The 18,046-nt window shown below is 39.2% G+C and carries 18 protein-coding genes and 1 pseudogene; 13 read left to right on the plus strand and 6 right to left on the minus strand.

What is annotated here, in order from left to right:
* The first annotated feature begins 6 nt into the window (after positions 1-6).
* Together rimI and tsaD are read left to right on the plus strand one after the other, a co-directional pair.
* Positions 7-462 carry a ribosomal protein S18-alanine N-acetyltransferase gene (rimI, locus tag ACK1LH_RS01445; protein WP_234703432.1) on the plus strand — a complete coding sequence of 152 codons (456 nt, stop codon included), beginning with the start codon at positions 7-9 and terminating at the stop codon, positions 460-462.
* Positions 459-1,478, plus strand: a complete 1,020-nt coding sequence (gene tsaD / locus ACK1LH_RS01450; RefSeq protein WP_029566289.1) for a tRNA (adenosine(37)-N6)-threonylcarbamoyltransferase complex transferase subunit TsaD — start codon at positions 459-461, stop codon at positions 1,476-1,478. The genes rimI and tsaD overlap by 4 nt, the downstream gene beginning before the upstream one ends.
* Before the next feature lie 229 nt (positions 1,479-1,707).
* Here the strand turns inward: tsaD and ACK1LH_RS01455 are convergent, their stop codons facing one another.
* Complete coding sequence (locus ACK1LH_RS01455; protein WP_282035161.1) at positions 1,708-3,624, minus strand: ABC-F family ATP-binding cassette domain-containing protein; 1,917 nt, start codon at positions 3,622-3,624, stop codon at positions 1,708-1,710.
* 153 nt (positions 3,625-3,777) lie between these two features.
* On the opposite strand from ACK1LH_RS01455, the gene moaC reads away from it, so the two are divergent.
* The 4 genes from moaC to tatC are packed head-to-tail and all read left to right on the plus strand — an operon-like array spanning position 3,778 to position 5,896.
* Positions 3,778-4,293, plus strand: coding sequence for a cyclic pyranopterin monophosphate synthase MoaC (gene moaC / locus ACK1LH_RS01460; RefSeq protein ID WP_029286210.1), 516 nt, complete (start codon positions 3,778-3,780; stop codon positions 4,291-4,293).
* Positions 4,290-4,931: a redox-sensing transcriptional repressor Rex gene (locus tag ACK1LH_RS01465; RefSeq protein WP_282035160.1), complete on the plus strand. Its 642-nt coding sequence runs from the start codon at positions 4,290-4,292 to the stop codon at positions 4,929-4,931. The genes moaC and ACK1LH_RS01465 overlap by 4 nt, the downstream gene beginning before the upstream one ends.
* Positions 4,932-4,948: 17 nt before the next feature.
* The gene (locus ACK1LH_RS01470; protein WP_029286206.1) at positions 4,949-5,128 is read left to right on the plus strand and encodes a twin-arginine translocase TatA/TatE family subunit; all 180 of its coding nucleotides are present in this window, start codon (positions 4,949-4,951) and stop codon (positions 5,126-5,128) included.
* 18 nt (positions 5,129-5,146) lie between these two features.
* Positions 5,147-5,896: a twin-arginine translocase subunit TatC gene (gene tatC, locus ACK1LH_RS01475; RefSeq protein WP_029286204.1), complete on the plus strand. Its 750-nt coding sequence runs from the start codon at positions 5,147-5,149 to the stop codon at positions 5,894-5,896.
* Between the two features lie 12 nt (positions 5,897-5,908).
* Here tatC and ACK1LH_RS01480 read toward each other — a convergent pair whose 3' ends face one another.
* The gene (locus ACK1LH_RS01480) at positions 5,909-6,109 is read right to left on the minus strand and encodes a YdiK family protein (RefSeq protein ID WP_029286202.1); all 201 of its coding nucleotides are present in this window, start codon (positions 6,107-6,109) and stop codon (positions 5,909-5,911) included.
* 2 nt (positions 6,110-6,111) lie between these two features.
* Positions 6,112-6,846 (minus strand): CPBP family intramembrane glutamic endopeptidase, encoded by a 735-nt coding sequence (locus tag ACK1LH_RS01485; protein WP_029286200.1) that lies wholly within the window; start codon positions 6,844-6,846, stop codon positions 6,112-6,114.
* Between the two features lie 279 nt (positions 6,847-7,125).
* On the opposite strand from ACK1LH_RS01485, the gene groES reads away from it, so the two are divergent.
* The 3 genes from groES (at position 7,126) to ACK1LH_RS01500 (ending at position 11,362) form a co-directional block, all read left to right on the plus strand.
* The gene (gene groES / locus ACK1LH_RS01490; protein WP_029286198.1) at positions 7,126-7,410 is read left to right on the plus strand and encodes a co-chaperone GroES; all 285 of its coding nucleotides are present in this window, start codon (positions 7,126-7,128) and stop codon (positions 7,408-7,410) included.
* Between the two features lie 42 nt (positions 7,411-7,452).
* Complete coding sequence (groL, locus tag ACK1LH_RS01495; RefSeq protein ID WP_029286195.1) at positions 7,453-9,081, plus strand: chaperonin GroEL; 1,629 nt, start codon at positions 7,453-7,455, stop codon at positions 9,079-9,081.
* A 784-nt stretch (positions 9,082-9,865) separates the two neighbouring features.
* On the plus strand, positions 9,866-11,362 hold the full coding sequence (locus ACK1LH_RS01500; protein WP_411334297.1) for a competence protein CoiA: 1,497 nt from the start codon (positions 9,866-9,868) through the stop codon (positions 11,360-11,362).
* Between the two features lie 121 nt (positions 11,363-11,483).
* Here ACK1LH_RS01500 and ACK1LH_RS01505 read toward each other — a convergent pair.
* Positions 11,484-11,801: pseudogene (locus ACK1LH_RS01505) on the minus strand (recombinase family protein); the annotation flags it as partial.
* A gap of 144 nt (positions 11,802-11,945) precedes the next feature.
* Positions 11,946-12,089, minus strand: coding sequence for a hypothetical protein (locus ACK1LH_RS01510; protein WP_411334298.1), 144 nt, complete (start codon positions 12,087-12,089; stop codon positions 11,946-11,948).
* 582 nt (positions 12,090-12,671) lie between these two features.
* Between ACK1LH_RS01510 and ACK1LH_RS01515 the strand changes: the two genes are divergently transcribed.
* Genes ACK1LH_RS01515 through ACK1LH_RS01525 form a run of 3 tightly spaced genes read left to right on the plus strand, consistent with a single transcriptional unit; the run spans position 12,672 to position 14,607 of the window.
* Positions 12,672-13,280, plus strand: a complete 609-nt coding sequence (locus ACK1LH_RS01515; RefSeq protein ID WP_411334299.1) for an SLATT domain-containing protein — start codon at positions 12,672-12,674, stop codon at positions 13,278-13,280.
* The gene (locus tag ACK1LH_RS01520; protein ID WP_411334300.1) at positions 13,277-13,759 is read left to right on the plus strand and encodes a reverse transcriptase domain-containing protein; all 483 of its coding nucleotides are present in this window, start codon (positions 13,277-13,279) and stop codon (positions 13,757-13,759) included. The genes ACK1LH_RS01515 and ACK1LH_RS01520 overlap by 4 nt, the downstream gene beginning before the upstream one ends.
* Positions 13,760-13,779: 20 nt before the next feature.
* Positions 13,780-14,607, plus strand: coding sequence for an RNA-directed DNA polymerase (locus ACK1LH_RS01525; protein WP_411335053.1), 828 nt, complete (start codon positions 13,780-13,782; stop codon positions 14,605-14,607).
* A gap of 906 nt (positions 14,608-15,513) precedes the next feature.
* Here the strand turns inward: ACK1LH_RS01525 and ACK1LH_RS01530 are convergent.
* Complete coding sequence (locus ACK1LH_RS01530) at positions 15,514-16,110, minus strand: hypothetical protein (protein WP_411334301.1); 597 nt, start codon at positions 16,108-16,110, stop codon at positions 15,514-15,516.
* A 719-nt stretch (positions 16,111-16,829) separates the two neighbouring features.
* Between ACK1LH_RS01530 and ACK1LH_RS01535 the strand changes: the two genes are divergently transcribed.
* Positions 16,830-17,870: an NAD(P)-dependent alcohol dehydrogenase gene (locus ACK1LH_RS01535; protein ID WP_411334302.1), complete on the plus strand. Its 1,041-nt coding sequence runs from the start codon at positions 16,830-16,832 to the stop codon at positions 17,868-17,870.
* Positions 17,871-18,046: the final 176 nt, after the last annotated feature.

Consider the following 18,046-nt stretch of genomic DNA (forward strand, 5'->3'; position numbering starts at 1 on the left):
AAAGAGATGAAGCAGGATACAATGGTCATCCGGCCAATGAATGTAACGGATATAGATGCTGTCTATGAAATTGAAACACAGTCCTTTGCCACTCCATGGCTGAAGGAGTCTTTTCATAATGAACTGACGCAGAACCATTTTGCTAAATACTTGGTTGTGGAATTTGACCGGCAGATTATCGGCTATTGCGGACTTTGGATTATTATGGATGAGGCGCAGGTAACGAATATTGCCGTTCTTCCTGCTTTTCGGGGCAATAAAATCGGCGAAACACTGCTTCGTCAGGCGATTGGCGTTGCAAAGGAGTATGGGGCCGGAAAAATCTCGCTTGAGGTAAGGGTGTCAAACCATGTGGCACAGTCCCTGTACAAAAAACTCGGGTTTCAGCCGGGCGGAATCAGAAAGCGGTATTATACCGATAACGGAGAAGATGCTTTAGTAATGTGGGTGGGTTTAAAATGACGAAAAAAGATCTGTACGTACTTGGTATTGAGACAAGCTGTGATGAGACAGCTGTATCAATCGTAAAAAATGGACGGGAAATCATCTCAAATGTAGTGGCTTCTCAAATTGAAAGCCATAAACGTTTCGGCGGAGTTGTTCCCGAAATAGCTTCAAGGCATCATGTGGAGCAGCTGACGATTGTTCTGGAAGAAGCGCTGAAGCAGGCGGACATGGGCTTTAAAGATCTCGATGCGATTGCTGTAACAGAGGGGCCGGGACTGGTCGGAGCCCTTTTGATTGGTGTCAATGCGGCAAAGGCTCTTGCATTTGCCCATGGGCTGCCGCTTGTTGGCGTTCACCATATTGCGGGGCATATATATGCCAACCAGCTTATTTCTGAGCTGAAATTTCCGCTGCTGTCGCTTGTCGTTTCAGGCGGACATACGGAACTTGTCTATATGAAGGAACACGCATCTTTTGAGGTCATTGGAGAGACGCTGGATGATGCTGCCGGAGAAGCATATGACAAAGTGGCAAGAACGTTAAAGCTTCCATATCCCGGTGGCCCTCACATCGACCGTTTGGCTGCAGAAGGAACGCCATCCATTGATCTGCCGCGGGCATGGCTTGAGCCGGATTCCTTTAACTTCAGCTTCAGCGGCCTGAAATCAGCGGTTATCAACACTCTCCACAATGCTGAACAGCGCGGAGAAGTGATTGAGCCCAAAGACCTTGCCGCAAGCTTCCAGGCAAGCGTCATTGATGTACTTGTCACAAAGACCGCTGCAGCTGCCGAAAAGTATGGAGTGAATCAAGTTCTTCTTGCCGGCGGTGTTGCTGCAAACAGGGGATTGCGTGCAGCCCTTACAGAAACGTTCAGCGGGCTTCAGGATGTTGAGCTTATTATCCCGCCGCTGTCTCTCTGCACGGACAACGCAGCAATGATTGCAGCAGCAGGAAGCGTCTTTTATGAAAAAGGATATAGAGGGTCGATGAGAATGAACGCAAATCCAGGCCTTGAGCTTCCGAATTAAAGGTTATCAACAAGTTATTCACACTCCATTCAATAACTCATGCAAGAATTTATGAAAGCTTGTGGAATATGGACGGGGATAACCTGTGGGTAATGTGGATAAAAAACGGTTAGAATGTGGATAATGTGTATAATTCACATGAAACCTTGTAAAACTTGAACTTTAGATTGTGGATAACAAAAAACTCAGCACCGGTTATGGCGCTGAGTTTTTTTATCCACAATTTTTTTTAATCTTCCTGCAGCTGCTCCCAGTCATTCATCAGCTGTTCAAGCTCTTCCTGCAGGACTTCGTTTTCCTGATTAATCTCCTGAACCCTTGTGTGGTCCTGATAAATCTCAGGATCGCAGAGGAGCTGTTCATTTTCTTCTACTTTTTCCTCAATAGCTGAAATGCGCTCTTCCACTTCCTGAAGCTTGCGCTGCTTTTGCCGCACTTGTTTTTTCAGTTCTTTTTCCTGTTCATAGGAGAGCTTATTTCCGTTTTCTTTCTCTTTCACTTCAGGGGCAGCATCCAAAGCAGCAAGCTCGAGCTGCTCTGCTTTTTTATGTTGATAGTAATCGTAATCTCCGAGGTATTCAGTTACACCGCCCGGCGAAAGCTCGTATACCTTTGTCGCGATTCTGTTGATGAAATACCGGTCATGGGAAACAAACAGAATCGTCCCCGGGTAATCAATCAGTGCATTTTCAAGCACTTCCTTGCTGTCCAGATCAAGATGGTTTGTCGGCTCATCCAGAATGAGCAGATTGGCTTTTTGCAGCATCAGCTTTGCAAGGGCAAGCCGTGCCTTTTGTCCGCCGCTTAAGGTTGATACATTTTTCAGGACATCGTCACCGGAAAAAAGGAAGTTTCCGAGTACAGTGCGGATTTCCTTTTCGGTAAGCATCGGGTAGTCATCCCATAATTCATCAAGCACCCGTTTATTGGACGTCAAATTCGCCTGCTCCTGATCGTAATAGCCAATCTTGACGCCGGACCCAAGCTGAAATGAACCCTTTAGTGGAGAGAGTCTTTCAATGATCGTTTTCAAAAGTGTCGACTTCCCGACTCCGTTCGGTCCGACGAGCGCGATGCTGTCACCTCGTGAAACGGAAAAAGAGACATTTGAAATAATCGGATTCGTTCCATCATAGGAAACGGCGATATCATTCGCTTTTAAAACATCATTTCCGCTCTGACGCTCGATATCAAATTTAAAGTGGGCAGACTTCTCATCCCCAAGGGGCCTGTCCATCAGATCCATGCGCTGCAGTTTTTTCTGACGGCTTTGCGCGCGCTTGGTGGTTGACGCTCTAGCCATGTTCCGCTGGATAAAATCCTTCAGCTTCGCCACTTCATCCTGCTGTTTTTCAAATAATTTCAGCTCGCGTTCATAGTTTTCAGCGGCCTGCTCGAGGTAGCGGCTGTAGTTGCCGATGTACTTTCTGCTTGCGTGTCTTGAAATCTCGTACACCTGGTTAACTACCTTATCAAGGAAATACCGGTCATGGGAGACGATCAAAAGAGCACCGCTGTATCCCTGCAGGTATTGCTCAAGCCAGGAAAGTGTAGCGATATCCAGGTGGTTTGTCGGTTCATCCAGCACGAGCAGATCAGGACTTGTCAAAAGAAGCTTACCGAGGGCAAGCCGTGTTTTCTGGCCTCCGCTCAAACGCTGAATCGGTGTTGAGATGTCAAAGTCAGCGAACCCGAGTCCGTGAAGAACAGAACGGATGTCTGCTTCATACTGATAGCCGCCTTTTTCTTTAAATTCAACCTGCAGACGGTCGTATTCATTCAGCAGCTGCTGAAATTCCCGTTCTGAAGGGTCTGTTTCGGCCATTTTCATCTCCAGGCTGCGCATCGTTTTTTCCATGTCCTTCAGCGACTGGAAAACGGAGTTCATTTCATCCCAGATGGAAAGCTCGGATTCGAGGCCGGTGTCCTGTGCAAGGTAGCCGATCCTCATATCTTTCGGCTTGATGATCTCTCCTGATTCATAGGAAAGCTGTCCTGCGATAATCTTCAGGAGCGTTGATTTTCCGGCACCGTTTCGGCCCACGAGTGCAATCTTGTCCCGCGTTTGTACTTCAAGTTTAATGTTCGATAATATAAGATCAGCAGCAAAATATTTTGTCAGCTGGTTAATTTGCAGCAAAATCATGTCTTTTCACCTCAGGCTATGATAGTTTAAGTGTAGCTTATCCGAGGGGCACCCGCAATGATTGGGACTTCTGGAAGCGTGTATTTGTCACAATAAGTAAAAAGACAGATTTATAAAAATAGTGTATAGTCTAGGTATGAGGGGCGTAAAAAGATGTCAAATTTTACTCATTTTAACCAGCAGGGCAGAGCCAGGATGGTTGATATATCAGAAAAAAATGATTCAGTCCGCACAGCCGAAGCCATTTCAAGCGTCATCATGAGCCCGGACGTGCATGATAAAATCGTGCATCAGCAGCTTGAAAAAGGCGACGTTCTTGCTGTTGCGCAGGTAGCAGGCATCATGGCTGCCAAAAACACATGGAACATCATTCCGATGTGCCACCCGATTCCGCTTAAAGGGATTGATATCTCATTTGACTGGGAAAAAGACGATGGACAAGTCCGCCTGGTCATACACGCTGCAGTCAAAACAAAAGGAAGTACAGGTGTTGAAATGGAAGCGCTAACTTCCGCTTCCGTCTGTGCACTGACGGTTTATGATATGTGCAAGGCTTTAGACAAGGGCCTTGTTATTGGTCCAACGTACTTATCTCAAAAGACCGGCGGGAAAAATGGGGATTACAAGAGAGATAAATCTGCATCTTTGAATGTGGGGGTTAGAACGTGAACAACATCGAGCAATCAAAAATTCCGCAGGCGACTGCTAAACGCCTGCCTTTATACTACCGTTTTTTAAAAAACCTGCATGCTTCAGGGAAGCAGCGGGTGTCATCGGCTGAGCTGAGCGATGCCGTGAAGGTCGATTCCGCAACAATCCGCAGAGACTTCTCCTACTTTGGGGCTCTCGGGAAAAAAGGATACGGCTATAACGTCAATTACCTGCTGTCCTTTTTCAGGAAGACGCTTGACCAGGACGAGGTCACAAAGGTTACGCTGATTGGAGTGGGAAACCTCGGTACAGCTTTCCTTCATTATAACTTCACGAAAAACAACAATACGCTGATCTCACTTGCATTTGATGTGGATGAGAACAAAATCGGCACCGAAATCGGCGATGTGCCGATCTATCATCTTGATAACATGGAAGAGCACCTGCCTGAGGATGTGACCGTTGCGATTCTGACCGTCCCTGCCCAGGCTGCCCAGGCGATTACAGACAGACTGATTGCAAAGGGCATTAAAGGTATCTTGAACTTCACGCCGGCAAGGCTGAATGTGCCGGAGGAAATCAGAATCCACCATATCGATCTTGCTGTCGAGCTGCAGTCGCTCGTCTACTTTTTGAAACATTACCCGAACGCATAAAGAAAGAGGTGAAAACTATGCCAAACCTTGGATTTGGAAGTCTGCTGCTGATCGTTTTTGCTGCTTTATTGATCTTCGGCCCAAAAAAGCTCCCTGAACTCGGAAAAGCGGTAGGAAATTCTCTGCGCGAGTTCAAGTCAGCCACAAAAGGCCTTGCTGATGACGATGATGAAGATAAAAAGAAGGAAGAGAAGTAAGATAGGATGAAAGCAGTTATGAAACAAAACGACATGTCGGTCGTCGATCACATTGCAGAGCTCAGAAAACGGATCATCATCACCGTCTTTTTCCTGTTTCTCGCTGTGATTGCCGGCTTCTTACTCGCAAAGCCGATTATTATATATCTGCAGCATACGACAGAAGCAGAGAATCTGACGCTAAATTCATTCCGCATGACAGACCCGATCATGGTCTATATGCAGTTTACCTTTATCATTGCCTTTATCCTGACGTCGCCGGTCATTCTCTATCAGCTTTGGGCCTTTGTCAGCCCGGGGCTCTATGAAAAAGAACGCCGCGTTACGCTCAGCTATATCCCGATCAGCATCGGGCTGTTTTTGGCCGGACTGAGCTTCTCGTATTTCCTGCTGTTTCCGTTCGTAGTGGATTTTATGGAGCGGCTCTCAAATGACCTTGATATTAACCAGGTCATCGGGATCAATGAATATTTTCAGTTTCTCATACAGCTGACCATTCCGTTTGGGCTGCTGTTTCAGCTGCCGGTTGTCATCATGTTTTTGACAAGGCTCGGGATTGTCACGCCGATGTTCCTGTCAAAGGTGAGGAAATACGCATACTTTGTTCTGCTTGTGATCGCAGCGCTCATCACACCTCCGGAGATTGTCTCGCATCTCATGGTGTCTGTGCCGCTTTTCATTTTGTATGAAGTCAGTATTTTCGTCTCAAGATTTGCCTACCGGAAAGCACAAAAAACACAGTTTGAGGAAGAAAATAAAGAAGGGTAATCCGCTGCCGGATTACCCTTTTTTCTTCGTTTTCACTTTATACGAAAGAGTGAACATTCGGAATGCCACTCCAAGGTCAAACGTTGCAATCAGCATCAGCAGGATGGTCGGAAAAGACCAGAGCCCGTTTTCCGAGCTGTTCACCGCAAGATAGGTAAACAGGATGCCCATTGCCAAGTAGAAAATTCCCATCGATACCGGGCTTGTTCTCATTCTTACATGCCTCCAAAGATAAATTGCATTTGTTCCGCCTTTTTCATCATTTCTTCAAGCTGTTCGCGGTTCGACTGCAGCAGCACGACCAGTGTATTCATCGCGACATGCGCAAAAATCGGAACGAGCAGGCGCTTTGTCCGGATATACAGGAAGGCAAACACAAAACCCATCGATCCGTACAGCAGCAGATGCTGCGGCTCACCGTGCACAAGCGCAAAAACGATTGAACTGATCAAAGCCGACAGAAAGAAATTCATGCGCTGATAGAGAGCGCCAAACAGAATCTTTCTGAAAATGATTTCCTCAAGGATCGGTCCAATAATGGATGTCACTAGTATTAGAAGAGGCGTAACCTTTAATACTTCCATGATAATCTGTGTATTTTCTGATTCTCCCTGAATTCCGAGCACTCTTGTTTCAATGCTCGCTGCGAGAACCTGCACAGTCAGCGCCAAGAATACCCCGGCCACTGCCCAGAGGATGGACACACTTACCGGAGCCGCGTCACCTCTTAATTCCTTGTTGTCTCTGAAGTGGGTGCGCATGAAAAACAGGACGAGGACAAATGCAGCCGCAAAGCTGAAAACGGTCCAGTATCCGGATGCCATAATCTGAGCCATTCTCATGGATTCGCCTTCGCCTACACCAAGCTTAAGGAGCAGCGGGATGCCAAGAATGCCTGAAAACTGCATGACGATGTATGTCAAAATGATTAGCCAGTATTCTTTCTTCAATCGAATGACTCCTTTTTTCGCCGATTATCGGTCATATGTTTATGTGTCAACTAGGCATTATTGTACCATAAACAGGGCAGCATGTAGGAGGATAACGCCTTTATGGTATGCCTCAGAGCGGTGAAACATGTAATTGATGACGATTTCAATTTTTTTTGACTTATCACTTGAATTTGAGTGAGAGATTCTATAATATAATACTTGTGTTAGCACTCAAGACATCTGAGTGCTAATAAATAAGAAAATTTAAATCAATGAAATTTGAGGAGGTTGTTTCACTTGTTAAAGCCATTAGGTGATCGTGTCGTAATTGAGCTTGTACAATCTGAAGAAAAGACTGCCAGCGGAATCGTATTGCCGGACAGCGCGAAAGAAAAGCCGCAAGAGGGCAAAGTTGTAGCAGTAGGTACTGGTCGTGTGCTTGACAACGGTGAGCGTGTTGCTCTTGAAGTTGCAGAAGGCGATCGTATTATCTTCTCAAAATACTCTGGTACTGAAGTGAAGTATGAGGGTGCTGAATACTTAATCTTACGCGAAAGCGACATTTTAGCAGTTATCGGCTAATTTTATAAATATCATAAAAAACTTTTCAGGAGGTAAGAAATTATGGCTAAAGACATTAAATTCAGTGAAGACGCTCGCCGTGCAATGCTGCGCGGAGTTGACGCACTTGCAAATGCTGTAAAAGTAACACTTGGACCAAAAGGACGCAACGTGGTTCTTGAGAAAAAATTCGGATCTCCGCTAATCACAAATGACGGTGTAACCATCGCAAAAGAAATCGAGCTTGAAGATGCATTCGAAAACATGGGTGCAAAGCTTGTTGCTGAAGTTGCAAGCAAAACAAACGACGTAGCAGGAGACGGTACAACAACTGCAACGGTTCTTGCTCAGGCAATGATCCGCGAAGGTCTTAAAAACGTAACTGCAGGCGCTAACCCAATGGGTATCCGCAAAGGAATTGAAAAAGCGGTTGTTGTTGCAACAGAAGAGCTTAAAGCGATCTCTAAACCAATCGAAAGCAAAGAATCCATTGCTCAAGTAGCTGCGATTTCTGCTGCTGACGACGAAGTAGGACAATTGATTGCTGAAGCAATGGAGCGCGTTGGCAACGACGGCGTTATCACAATCGAAGAATCAAAAGGCTTCACAACGGAGCTTGAAGTGGTTGAAGGTATGCAGTTCGACCGCGGATATGCATCTCCATACATGGTTACTGATTCAGACAAAATGGAAGCTGTCCTAGACAACCCATACATCTTAATCACTGACAAAAAAATCACAAACATTCAGGAGATCCTTCCTGTACTTGAGCAGGTTGTACAGCAAGGCAAGCCTCTACTATTGATTGCTGAGGATGTTGAAGGTGAAGCTCTTGCTACTCTAGTAGTAAACAAACTTCGCGGAACATTCAATGCAGTAGCTGTTAAAGCTCCTGGATTCGGCGACCGCCGCAAAGCAATGCTTGAGGACATCTCTGTTCTTACAGGCGGAGAAGTGATCACTGAAGACTTAGGCCTTGACCTTAAATCAGCGAACATTTCCCAGCTTGGACGCGCTTCTAAAGTTGTTGTGACAAAAGAAAACACAACAATCGTTGAAGGCGCCGGCGAGTCTGACAAAATTGCAGGCCGCGTAAAACAAATCCGTGCTCAATTAGAAGAAACAACTTCTGAGTTCGACAAAGAAAAATTACAAGAACGCCTTGCTAAACTTGCTGGCGGTGTAGCAGTCATCAAAGTTGGTGCTGCAACTGAAACAGAACTTAAAGAGCGCAAACTTCGCATTGAAGATGCCCTTAACTCTACTCGCGCTGCAGTAGAAGAAGGTATCGTATCAGGCGGTGGTACTGCCCTTGTGAATGTATACAACAAAGTAGCATCTGTTGAAGGAGAAGGCGACTTCGCTACAGGCGTAAACATCGTTCTTCGCGCACTTGAAGAGCCAGTACGCCAAATCGCTCACAACGCAGGCCTTGAAGGCTCCGTTATCGTTGAGCGCCTGAAGCATGCTGAAGTAGGCACTGGATTCAACGCTGCAACTGGCGCATGGGTAAACATGATCGAAGCCGGTATCGTTGACCCGACAAAAGTAACTCGTTCAGCGCTTCAAAACGCTGCATCTGTAGCGGCTATGTTCTTAACTACTGAAGCAGTAGTTGCTGACAAGCCAGAAGAAAACGCTCCTGCAATGCCTGATATGGGCGGCATGGGTGGAATGGGCGGAATGATGTAATAGTTCATAGAATCTCTTGTGTTATAGGGGTTTTGCGAGCTAAATACTCAACTAACATTTGAAATGAATTATTAATTATGAAGGTCTTCCATTGGTTTATTTAACTGATGGGAGGCCTTTTTTCCACGTTGTCAGTCATATGAGCATAAACATTCATAGCTGTTTGAATATCCGTATAATCTAATCGTTGTTGAACTATTTCCTTCAGTTCAACTCTGTCTTCAATTAATAACAAGTGTGTGTACCTTAATGAAGCAGCGTATTCTATTATAGACTTGAGATAGCTTCTTATAGAAAAAGTGGTAAGCTTTTTTAACTAGATACTTTAGAAACTTGGACATTGTCCGAGTTTCTTTTTTTTAGTTAAGTAGAGTAGAATTTGGAAAAAGATCAATAATAAATTTGTGTTCAATATATTCAAAAATCGAGCAGGTATGTTAATATTTGATATAAATGTATAATAATTGAATTATTAATGGGTTACATTAGAAATCTGCTGTTCTATGTACAACCTCAAATAGAGGTTACAAAGCCAGGGAAAAGTTATCTGAGCCTTTCGGTAAAGTACATTGACAGAAATTCAAAAAATACTAGAAAAGTCAGAAATGATAAATAAGAGAATCAATCTACAATACAAATTAGTCAGTGATTCTTAACACGAACGGTGAAAGCCTACCTCGTAAAGTAACTGGAAGTAGGCTTTTTATTTTAAATTCTTAACTTATTTTTTATCTTATAGTTTAAAATTAATTAACAAAAATTTCTAATAAGGAAGGTGATTAACTTGCTAAGATGCATTACATCCGATGAGCAAACCTTAATATCATCAAATTGTAACGTTGCTACTACTAGAAAACTCTCTACTAAAAAGGAACTACTTTGCCCGAATTGTAAAACCACTGTAATTTTTAAGGCAGGAAAGGTCAAAAGACCACATTTTGCTCATCATAATTCTGAATGTGTTGCAGCATATCATGAGCCAGAAACTGACTCTCATGTAAAAGGTAAGGAAATTCTGTTTAATTGGCTAAAAAATAAATACCCTACATCTGAAATTCAATATGAAGTATATATACCTGAAACAAAACAAATAGCAGATGTTTTTGTAAAACATACAGAAGAAGGAATGGAAGGTTTACGATGGGCGTTTGAGTTCCAACACAGTCCTCTTTCATCCACGGAATGGAATAAGAGACATGAACTTTATCAATCTGAGGATATTCAAGATTTTTGGATTTTGGATAAAGCTAAATACATGAAATTTTCAACTGCTAAAGATGTTACGAATGCTCGTCTAAGAAAAGATTTAGAAACAACAATTTTTAGTGAAACAGGTCTTTGTTATTTTTTAGATTTGGGAACAACTGAGTTGACCATTGACTTCCATTTCTATACGTCCTACGAAAAAAGAATTATTAAAAGAATGGAAATAAAGACTCCTTATACTTATCACAGGCCTATTCACCATTCTTGCCACATAGATCAAGTTAGAATAAGAATGAACGATAAATTTAAATATGGTGTATTTGTATACGAAGAAATTGAAAGTCAGATGGAGCCAAGATTATCTTTGATCATAAATAGGTTTATAAGAAATCAGAAGTTACAATTAGAACAAGAATTCAAGGAACAAGCTATAAAAAAGAAGACATTTGCAAAAAGCAAATACGGAGAAGACGCAGCTAATGTAATAGTGCAATTTATAGAAAAAAATAAAGAAGAACTAGATATACGAATTATACAAGAAGTTGATATCAGAGATAGTTTAATTCAACTAATTGAAGATGTACGAATTATGCAAGAACATGATTTTTTTGAGAAATATAATGAACTAATTGAGAAACTTCTGCTTAATTTACAGGAATTTAAAAAAGTAAAAGATAGTAATGATTTAATAAAAAAATTAATGTGGAAAATAAATTATTCAACTGACATATATAAATTGTCTTTCTTAATTGATCAAGACACTCAGTCTCTACAAGATTATTTAATTAGTAAAGACCAAGATAAGATTTCTTTAGTAGAATATGTATATACAGAATATAAAGAAGTTTTAGAAAAACTAGCTTCAATGAACCCTAAATATATATATAAAGAGCTAGGAAAAATAAAATCTTCCTTAACTGTATGGGGAGATAACCCAACTGCTTTAGATTATGCTATAGAATATCATTGGCTTAAATCTAAAGATGAAATAGACGAATACATCGAACAAATTAAAGAGAAGATAATTAAGCATAAACCTTTTAATAAATTCATAGAGGAAAATGAATGGAACTGAATTTAAGAGCATGTTTCTGAAATCTGAAATTCGCGCTTTATTTTAAGTGTTATATTTCACATCCAACATTTAAAAACCCAGCTACCTTCACGTGAAGATTACCTGGGTTTCTTCATTTTTACTATTTTTCTAAATAGCGATATATCGTCGTTCGAGACACGATCCATTTTTCCGTAACATCGACGTACCACTTTTAATGAGCGCTTTCATCATCTCAAGTATCTTTCGGTCCAAATTTCTCAGGAAGACCACCAAGACGATCACGCGCTCTTGTAGCTGCTCGTCCAGCAGTCGAACGTTCCTCGATCAGATTCCGTTCAAATTCTGCAAAGGCTGCGAACACGTAGAACATCAATTGTCCCGTTGCATTGCTTTTGTCCATGGTCAGGTTTTCTTGTAAACTGTGAAAGCCCACGCCTCGTTCGTTCAAAGTATTTACAGGTGGTTTAGAAGTCGTTACAGGGAAGTGTTGGGATGCCAAAGACTTAGATATTCAAGTACCTGGTGATGAAAGAGGATTGAAAATCATGAATTCAATGGGATATAGCCTAATTGATTTGGATGAGCATGAGTTTTTTTAAAATCAGTTCTCTAATTCCTCCAAATAATCAACAAGGCAGTCAAGGCCCTCGATAGTATGAGATACACTGAAACTCTTGCGGTGTGGCTTTCCTTCTTCTAAAATGCTTTCGCCTTTTGATGAATCCAGACCCACGACTGGATTCATTTTAACATCTCCTCCTCTGAACTTAATTGCCGGCAACCCCTAAGTCTCCTTGCAGTGTTATATCATCGCTTGTTATACGAGAACATTGTCTCAATCAGCCTCAATCAAATTTCTACAAGTAGGGGCGAACAGTTTTGCGGACGGGATCAAGTCTCACGGGGGCTTCTATTCTATCACGGCTACCGTAATCCATATATCGATATAAAAAATGGTCAACCAGAAAGATCTTGCTGACCTTATAATACAATCGGGGACTTTAATTGAACGTAGACTTGATTGATAATTATTATTCGAATGGGCATTTGGATGTGCAATTTGCAGGTGCTTTTATTTCAATAATGGTATCTACAAGATAAAATATAGAAGACTCTTAAATGGGTAAATCCAGAAAAATAATTCAAATGTTTACATAAAGTAACAAAAGTGGTAATTTTGTATTGAGACCCCTATTCTGGTTTCTTTAACAGAAGGTTCCTAATTGGAATGTGGCTAATTAACGAGGATGTACATATCCTTTAAAAGTTTTTGTGTACTTTGGTCTTTTTTAAAGATGATAATGTAAATGAGTTAGGGGTCTCAATTATGCTAGTTATGGAAGTGAACATTGTGAATGAAAAAATGATTGAAAATTTATCTAACAAAGTATGGATAACTCGAAAATGCAGAATTAATTCGTCTGAGAGACTTATTGTGACAAATCTATTATCTCAAATTTTAATAAATTATTTTACTTTAGTAATTTTAAGTATTTCAATATGGACATTATTTTCTAGTAATGAAAGTGATTACTTTTCTTTTATAACAATAATTGCATCTTTGTTTTTATTTGCGGGAACAATTGGGGTTAATTCATTAAATTATAAAGAACGAATTTCAAATTTGAAATCTTGTTACATAGAATTAGACGAATTATTAGGTGACTTGGAAATTCTGAAAAATGATATATTAACTTTAGAAAAAGAAAATGCTAGAACTAGATTTGATAATATAAGAACTAGCTATAAAAAAATTCTTGATGATGTTGAAAATCATAACTCGTATGATTATCTTAAATTCCAGGTTAATACCAAAGAATACAGACATTGGACTCATTTTGTGAAATATTATTTATTTAATATAGGTTTTATTTTAGTAATTCTGTCTTTGGTTTTAATACCATTAATACCCTTTATTGGGGTAGTAACAAAATGAGTGCATTTAAAGTATTTAATCAATTATATAAACTAAAAAATATTAAGGCTTATTATGAAGAGAAAAATAAACTAAAGCCGTCTACAGGAATTGATGGTGTGAATGACGCATCCTTTAAAAAAAATATAGATTTGTATTCTGATATCATACATAGAAAAGTGAATAATAACACATACAGTTTTATCCCTTATAAGGAGAAGTTAATAAATAAAGGAAAAGATAAATATCCAAGAATAATTTCAATACCAACGCTAAGAGATAAATTAACAATGTCCATTCTTCATTCTTTGTTATCAGAAGTTTACAGTCAAGAAATTAAGAATGAAATTGTACAAACAGTTATTGCTAATATTAAAGCTTCATTAAATAATACGAATTATAACTATTTTATTAAAATAGATATTGAGAAATTTTATGATAATATTTCGCATGAATTACTACTGAAAAAACTCAGAAAAAAATCAGAAAAAAAGAAATAATTAATCTTGTTACCAAAGCTATCCAAACACCCACTATTAGTTCGAATACAAAAAAACCTTACGATCAGAATTTTCTTGGTGTCCCACAAGGTTTGTCTGTATCTAACATTTTAGCGAATATATATATGAACCAATTAGATTATGAATATTCACAGCAAAAAAAATGTGGATATTTTAGGTATGTGGATGACATTTTAATTATTTGTAATGTCAAAGACAAAGAAGAAATAGAGAAGAAGTTAATATTTGAGATACAAGAATTACAATTAAATATTAATACTGAGAAAAATATTTACGGTTATTTAACTGATGAATTTTCTTTTTTGGGATATAGATTTAATAACAAAAAAATAGGTGTAAGAAAAGAGAATATTTATAAGTTAGAGAAATCCTTAATTGAAGTATTTACAAAATATAAATACTCCGACTTCACAAGATCGAGTGAGTTTGTCTGGAGCTTAAACTTAAAGATAACAGGTGGAATAATAGACGGTAAGAAGTATGGATGGGTTTTTTTCTATTCTCAAATTGATGATATAGAAGTTTTATATAAATTAGACAGATTTATTGAAAAACAATTTAAACGGTTTAATATAAATCATATTAGTCCCAAAACAATTAAAAAATTTGTAAAGGCTTATCATGAAATAATTTATAAAAGATCAACAAGTAAATATATACCAAATTTTGATGAATATACAATTAATCAAAAAAAAGAGTTTTTGTTTAATGTAGTAAATATAAAAAACATAAGTAAATTAGATGATGAAGCGATTGAAAAAAAATTCAAGGGTTATATCTTTAAAACAATAAAAAAATTAGACAAGGATATACAACATATTTCATAAATTATATAGTTTGTTAAAACGTTCTTTCATGTATGAGAACGTTTTTTTGTGGATTCTTGTCAATGAAACTTCATGTTAGTAGTAAGTATTTACGGTTTAGTAAATTTTTTTAAAAGGTATATCAATTAATTCTATAAGATCTCTAATTTTCCCGTTTGATTTATATCATAAAGTGATATTCCACTAAAAGTTGTTGGGAAATTATATGATTATTTTAGGCGATATCCTTCTCTCGGGTTTAAAACAACGTTAATCATGCAGCTTTAGTTAAAGCGTTAATTAAGAACATGATGAAGTTGTAAATGTAAAGATATTACCTATAGTCAAGTACGGTAACAACTTCTTGAATGCCAAAATCGACGGGTACAAAAGAATGGTTCCTCGAACCCCTAAATATTAGATAGCCCAAATACGAATTTATAATGTATAACCTGTCATTAACAAACATCATATTCCCTATACCTTAAACATCTTCAATAGCATACTTCAGAAAAAAGATCAAATGGCTCTTCAAAATCGCTAAATTGCCCCTTTGTGGTCGCTGAATTAGTCCCGAGTGTCACCTTTGCGGTTCAATCTATAGAATCGTAGAAAGACTGTTCGGAACGATGATGTTATATGTAATATCTGCCTACTCTTATTGAATTTATAGGCTATAGAGTGAGAAAGAGCATAAGGAAAAACTAATTAAAGAAAAAAATTAAAAGAGAAAAACAACTAGAGATATAATGATCGCAAGGACTGGTGGAACTATTGGTAAAACATATATCGTAGATTCATTAGAGGATAGAGCAGTCTGCGCTTCATATTTAATAAGAGTTGTTCCAGCGCAACATTATTTAATAAAATTTTTGGGGTTGTATTTGATTTGAAAGTATTCTTTATAAACTAATCTAAATATTTCTATTAGCAAAGTAAAAAATCTGCTTTTACTTCATTATCTGTTTTACCAGTATTTTTTATAATAAATTGACATAACTCCTCGGTATCTGATTTTGATATTAAATTTCTGAATTTTTTTACAATAATGTCGAAACCTTCGAAGTATTCGCTTTTATAATCAGGATTGTTATAAATTAATAAATACTCTTGATAGTCTTTAGACTTTATTTTATCAATAATTTGGATGAGTATTTTATTCCAATTGCTTGATCTCTTTGAATGAACAATTTTTTTAGCTTTAAACTCTTCTTGTTCTTCTTTATAGATTTGCTGAATAAACTGCTCAATTTCAAGTTTTGCATTCACAAGTTCTTTCCGTTTCATGTTGTTTAATTTTGGCAATATGTCTACTTTGTATTTTACGTATTGCTTCTTCCGGTGATGTAATTTAATCTCTCTCTTGTCAGATTTCCCCTTGCTGTTGTTAAATTTATTTATTTCATTTAGTACAGAAGGTACACCTATAGCTGCTTCTTTCCAGTTGTTTTTAACAAAATTTGCTACTGGTGGTGCTGCTTTTTTTAGGAAATCTAAAGCCGGCTTTACTGGAATTATTGCCATTTCATTTCCTCCTATACTTTTATGTATTCTAATTATACTGTACATTACTAACATTTAACATATACTCTACTAATTTATCGGAATTTTTAAAATATTTATAGGCGGATAAATATAGAGTGCATAGCAATATAGGCTATTGAATAGAGCAACTGATTAGTGTTAGTAGACTGTATAGGGGGAAATTTCTACTCATAAACAGGCCGTTCTATATTATTCTTTGTATCCAAAGGAAATTATCTTTCAACGATTATGTATGAAAAGTACAGGAGCTATTAATCGTTAGAATTTAAATTAGGTTAAATTTAAAAAACTTATAAAAGGACTTAAAATCATAAAATCCTAAGATTATAATACTTAAGGTTATTGGTTGAAAGAGAGCTTGCCAAAGCCTCCACTCCGCCTTTCAGAAGAATATTATCCATTGTTGCCGCATGATTTTTCCATGAGTAACTGTATAAATCTATCCTAAATGTATCTCGACATATAATATACTTACAGGTCTAGGAAAACACCTCAATATTCATGCTTTGAAGGCTATTAATATTAGCACGGATGCATAGCAACCTATTAATTAAATAAACCCCTCCACTTGACCTACAGCCAACTCTAACAGTTACCATGGTTTCACAAGAGCAAAAAGAGGTATAGAAACATAGAGAGTATTGTGTTCTATACTTTGCTTTCTCTTAATCTGAAACTATCATTCTGGAGGTTTTTCTATGATTACTGCTAAAGCAAGAGCTGTTGACGGGCCGGACAAGCCTTTTAAAGAGGCTGAAATTACGCGGCGCGATCTGGATTCAAAGGATGTATTAATTGAAATTAAATTTGCGGGGATCTGCCATTCTGACATTCATACAGCGCACGGGGAATGGGGCGAGGTGAATTATCCGCTTGTACCTGGGCACGAGATTGCAGGAATAGTTACGGATGTAGGGCCCGAGGTTACGAAATATAAGGTCGGTGACCGGGTAGGGGTTGGCTGTATGGTAGACTCCTGCGGTGATTGTGAGAACTGCCAGCAAGGGGAGGAACAATACTGCCTGAAAGGAAATGTTCCTACCTATGCCGGTGTCGATAAATACGGCGAGCCGACGCAGGGCGGTTATTCTACTCATATTGTTGTGGTTGAGGACTTTGTGCTGAGCATTCCGGATGAGATTGAGCTTGATCAGGCTGCGCCGCTTCTTTGTGCGGGCATTACGACCTTTTCTCCGCTGCATCACTGGAAGGCAGGTCCGGGCAAAAAGGTAGCGGTTGTCGGTCTCGGTGGTCTTGGCCATATGGCTGTTAAGATTGCACACGCTATGGGAGCGGAAGTGACGGTGCTTTCCCAATCCCTTAAGAAAAAAGAAGACGGCATGCGGTTTGGAGCCGCTGATTACTATGCCACAAGTGATCCGGAGACGTTTGAAAAGCTTGCCGGTACGTTTGATCTGATTATTAACACGGTAAGTGCCAAACTGAAGCTGGATGATTATCTTTCCCTTCTTGCACTTGACGGCAGCCTGGTAAACGTAGGTGCACCGGCAGAACCGCTCTCGTTAAACGTGTTCTCTCTGATTGGTCATCGCCGTTCGTTTGCTGGATCATTAATTGGCGGGATTCGTGAGACGCAGGAGATGCTGAATTTCTGCGCTGAACATAAGATTGGTCCTGAGATTGAAGTCATCTCAGCCGATCAAATTGACGAAGCATACGAACGTGTATTGAATTCAGATGTAAAGTACCGTTTTGTCATTGATATTAGTACAATGTGATGGAAATCAATAACGTTTAAGTTTCAGGGTCACCAAACAGGTGGCCTTTTTTATGTGCAATTTATGTTTGATTTCCAAAGACAAGGTATCAATCACCTTCTTATTCCCACTACTACCTCTCTTTTCCAACCCACCCAATTCCTTCACCGCTTTTTACCTCTCCTTTACATTCTTAT

The sequence above is a fragment of the Metabacillus indicus genome, from assembly GCF_046603695.1.
GTDB lineage: Bacteria > Bacillota > Bacilli > Bacillales > Bacillaceae > Bacillus_P > Bacillus_P indicus.

Coding starts and splice junctions, on each gene's coding strand:
- ACK1LH_RS01515 (WP_411334299.1), top strand. CDS start 12,672: ATGCTAGTTATGGAAGTGAACATTGTGAATGAAAAAATGATTGAAAAT.
- ACK1LH_RS01455 (WP_282035161.1), bottom strand. CDS start 3,624: ATGATTTTGCTGCAAATTAACCAGCTGACAAAATATTTTGCTGCTGAT.
- ACK1LH_RS01530 (WP_411334301.1), bottom strand. CDS start 16,110: ATGGCAATAATTCCAGTAAAGCCGGCTTTAGATTTCCTAAAAAAAGCA.
- tsaD (WP_029566289.1), top strand. CDS start 459: ATGACGAAAAAAGATCTGTACGTACTTGGTATTGAGACAAGCTGTGAT.
- ACK1LH_RS01520 (WP_411334300.1), top strand. CDS start 13,277: ATGAGTGCATTTAAAGTATTTAATCAATTATATAAACTAAAAAATATT.
- ACK1LH_RS01535 (WP_411334302.1), top strand. CDS start 16,830: ATGATTACTGCTAAAGCAAGAGCTGTTGACGGGCCGGACAAGCCTTTT.
- ACK1LH_RS01510 (WP_411334298.1), bottom strand. CDS start 12,089: ATGAATCCAGTCGTGGGTCTGGATTCATCAAAAGGCGAAAGCATTTTA.
- rimI (WP_234703432.1), top strand. CDS start 7: ATGAAGCAGGATACAATGGTCATCCGGCCAATGAATGTAACGGATATA.
- moaC (WP_029286210.1), top strand. CDS start 3,778: ATGTCAAATTTTACTCATTTTAACCAGCAGGGCAGAGCCAGGATGGTT.
- ACK1LH_RS01470 (WP_029286206.1), top strand. CDS start 4,949: ATGCCAAACCTTGGATTTGGAAGTCTGCTGCTGATCGTTTTTGCTGCT.
- tatC (WP_029286204.1), top strand. CDS start 5,147: ATGAAACAAAACGACATGTCGGTCGTCGATCACATTGCAGAGCTCAGA.
- ACK1LH_RS01480 (WP_029286202.1), bottom strand. CDS start 6,109: ATGAGAACAAGCCCGGTATCGATGGGAATTTTCTACTTGGCAATGGGC.
- groL (WP_029286195.1), top strand. CDS start 7,453: ATGGCTAAAGACATTAAATTCAGTGAAGACGCTCGCCGTGCAATGCTG.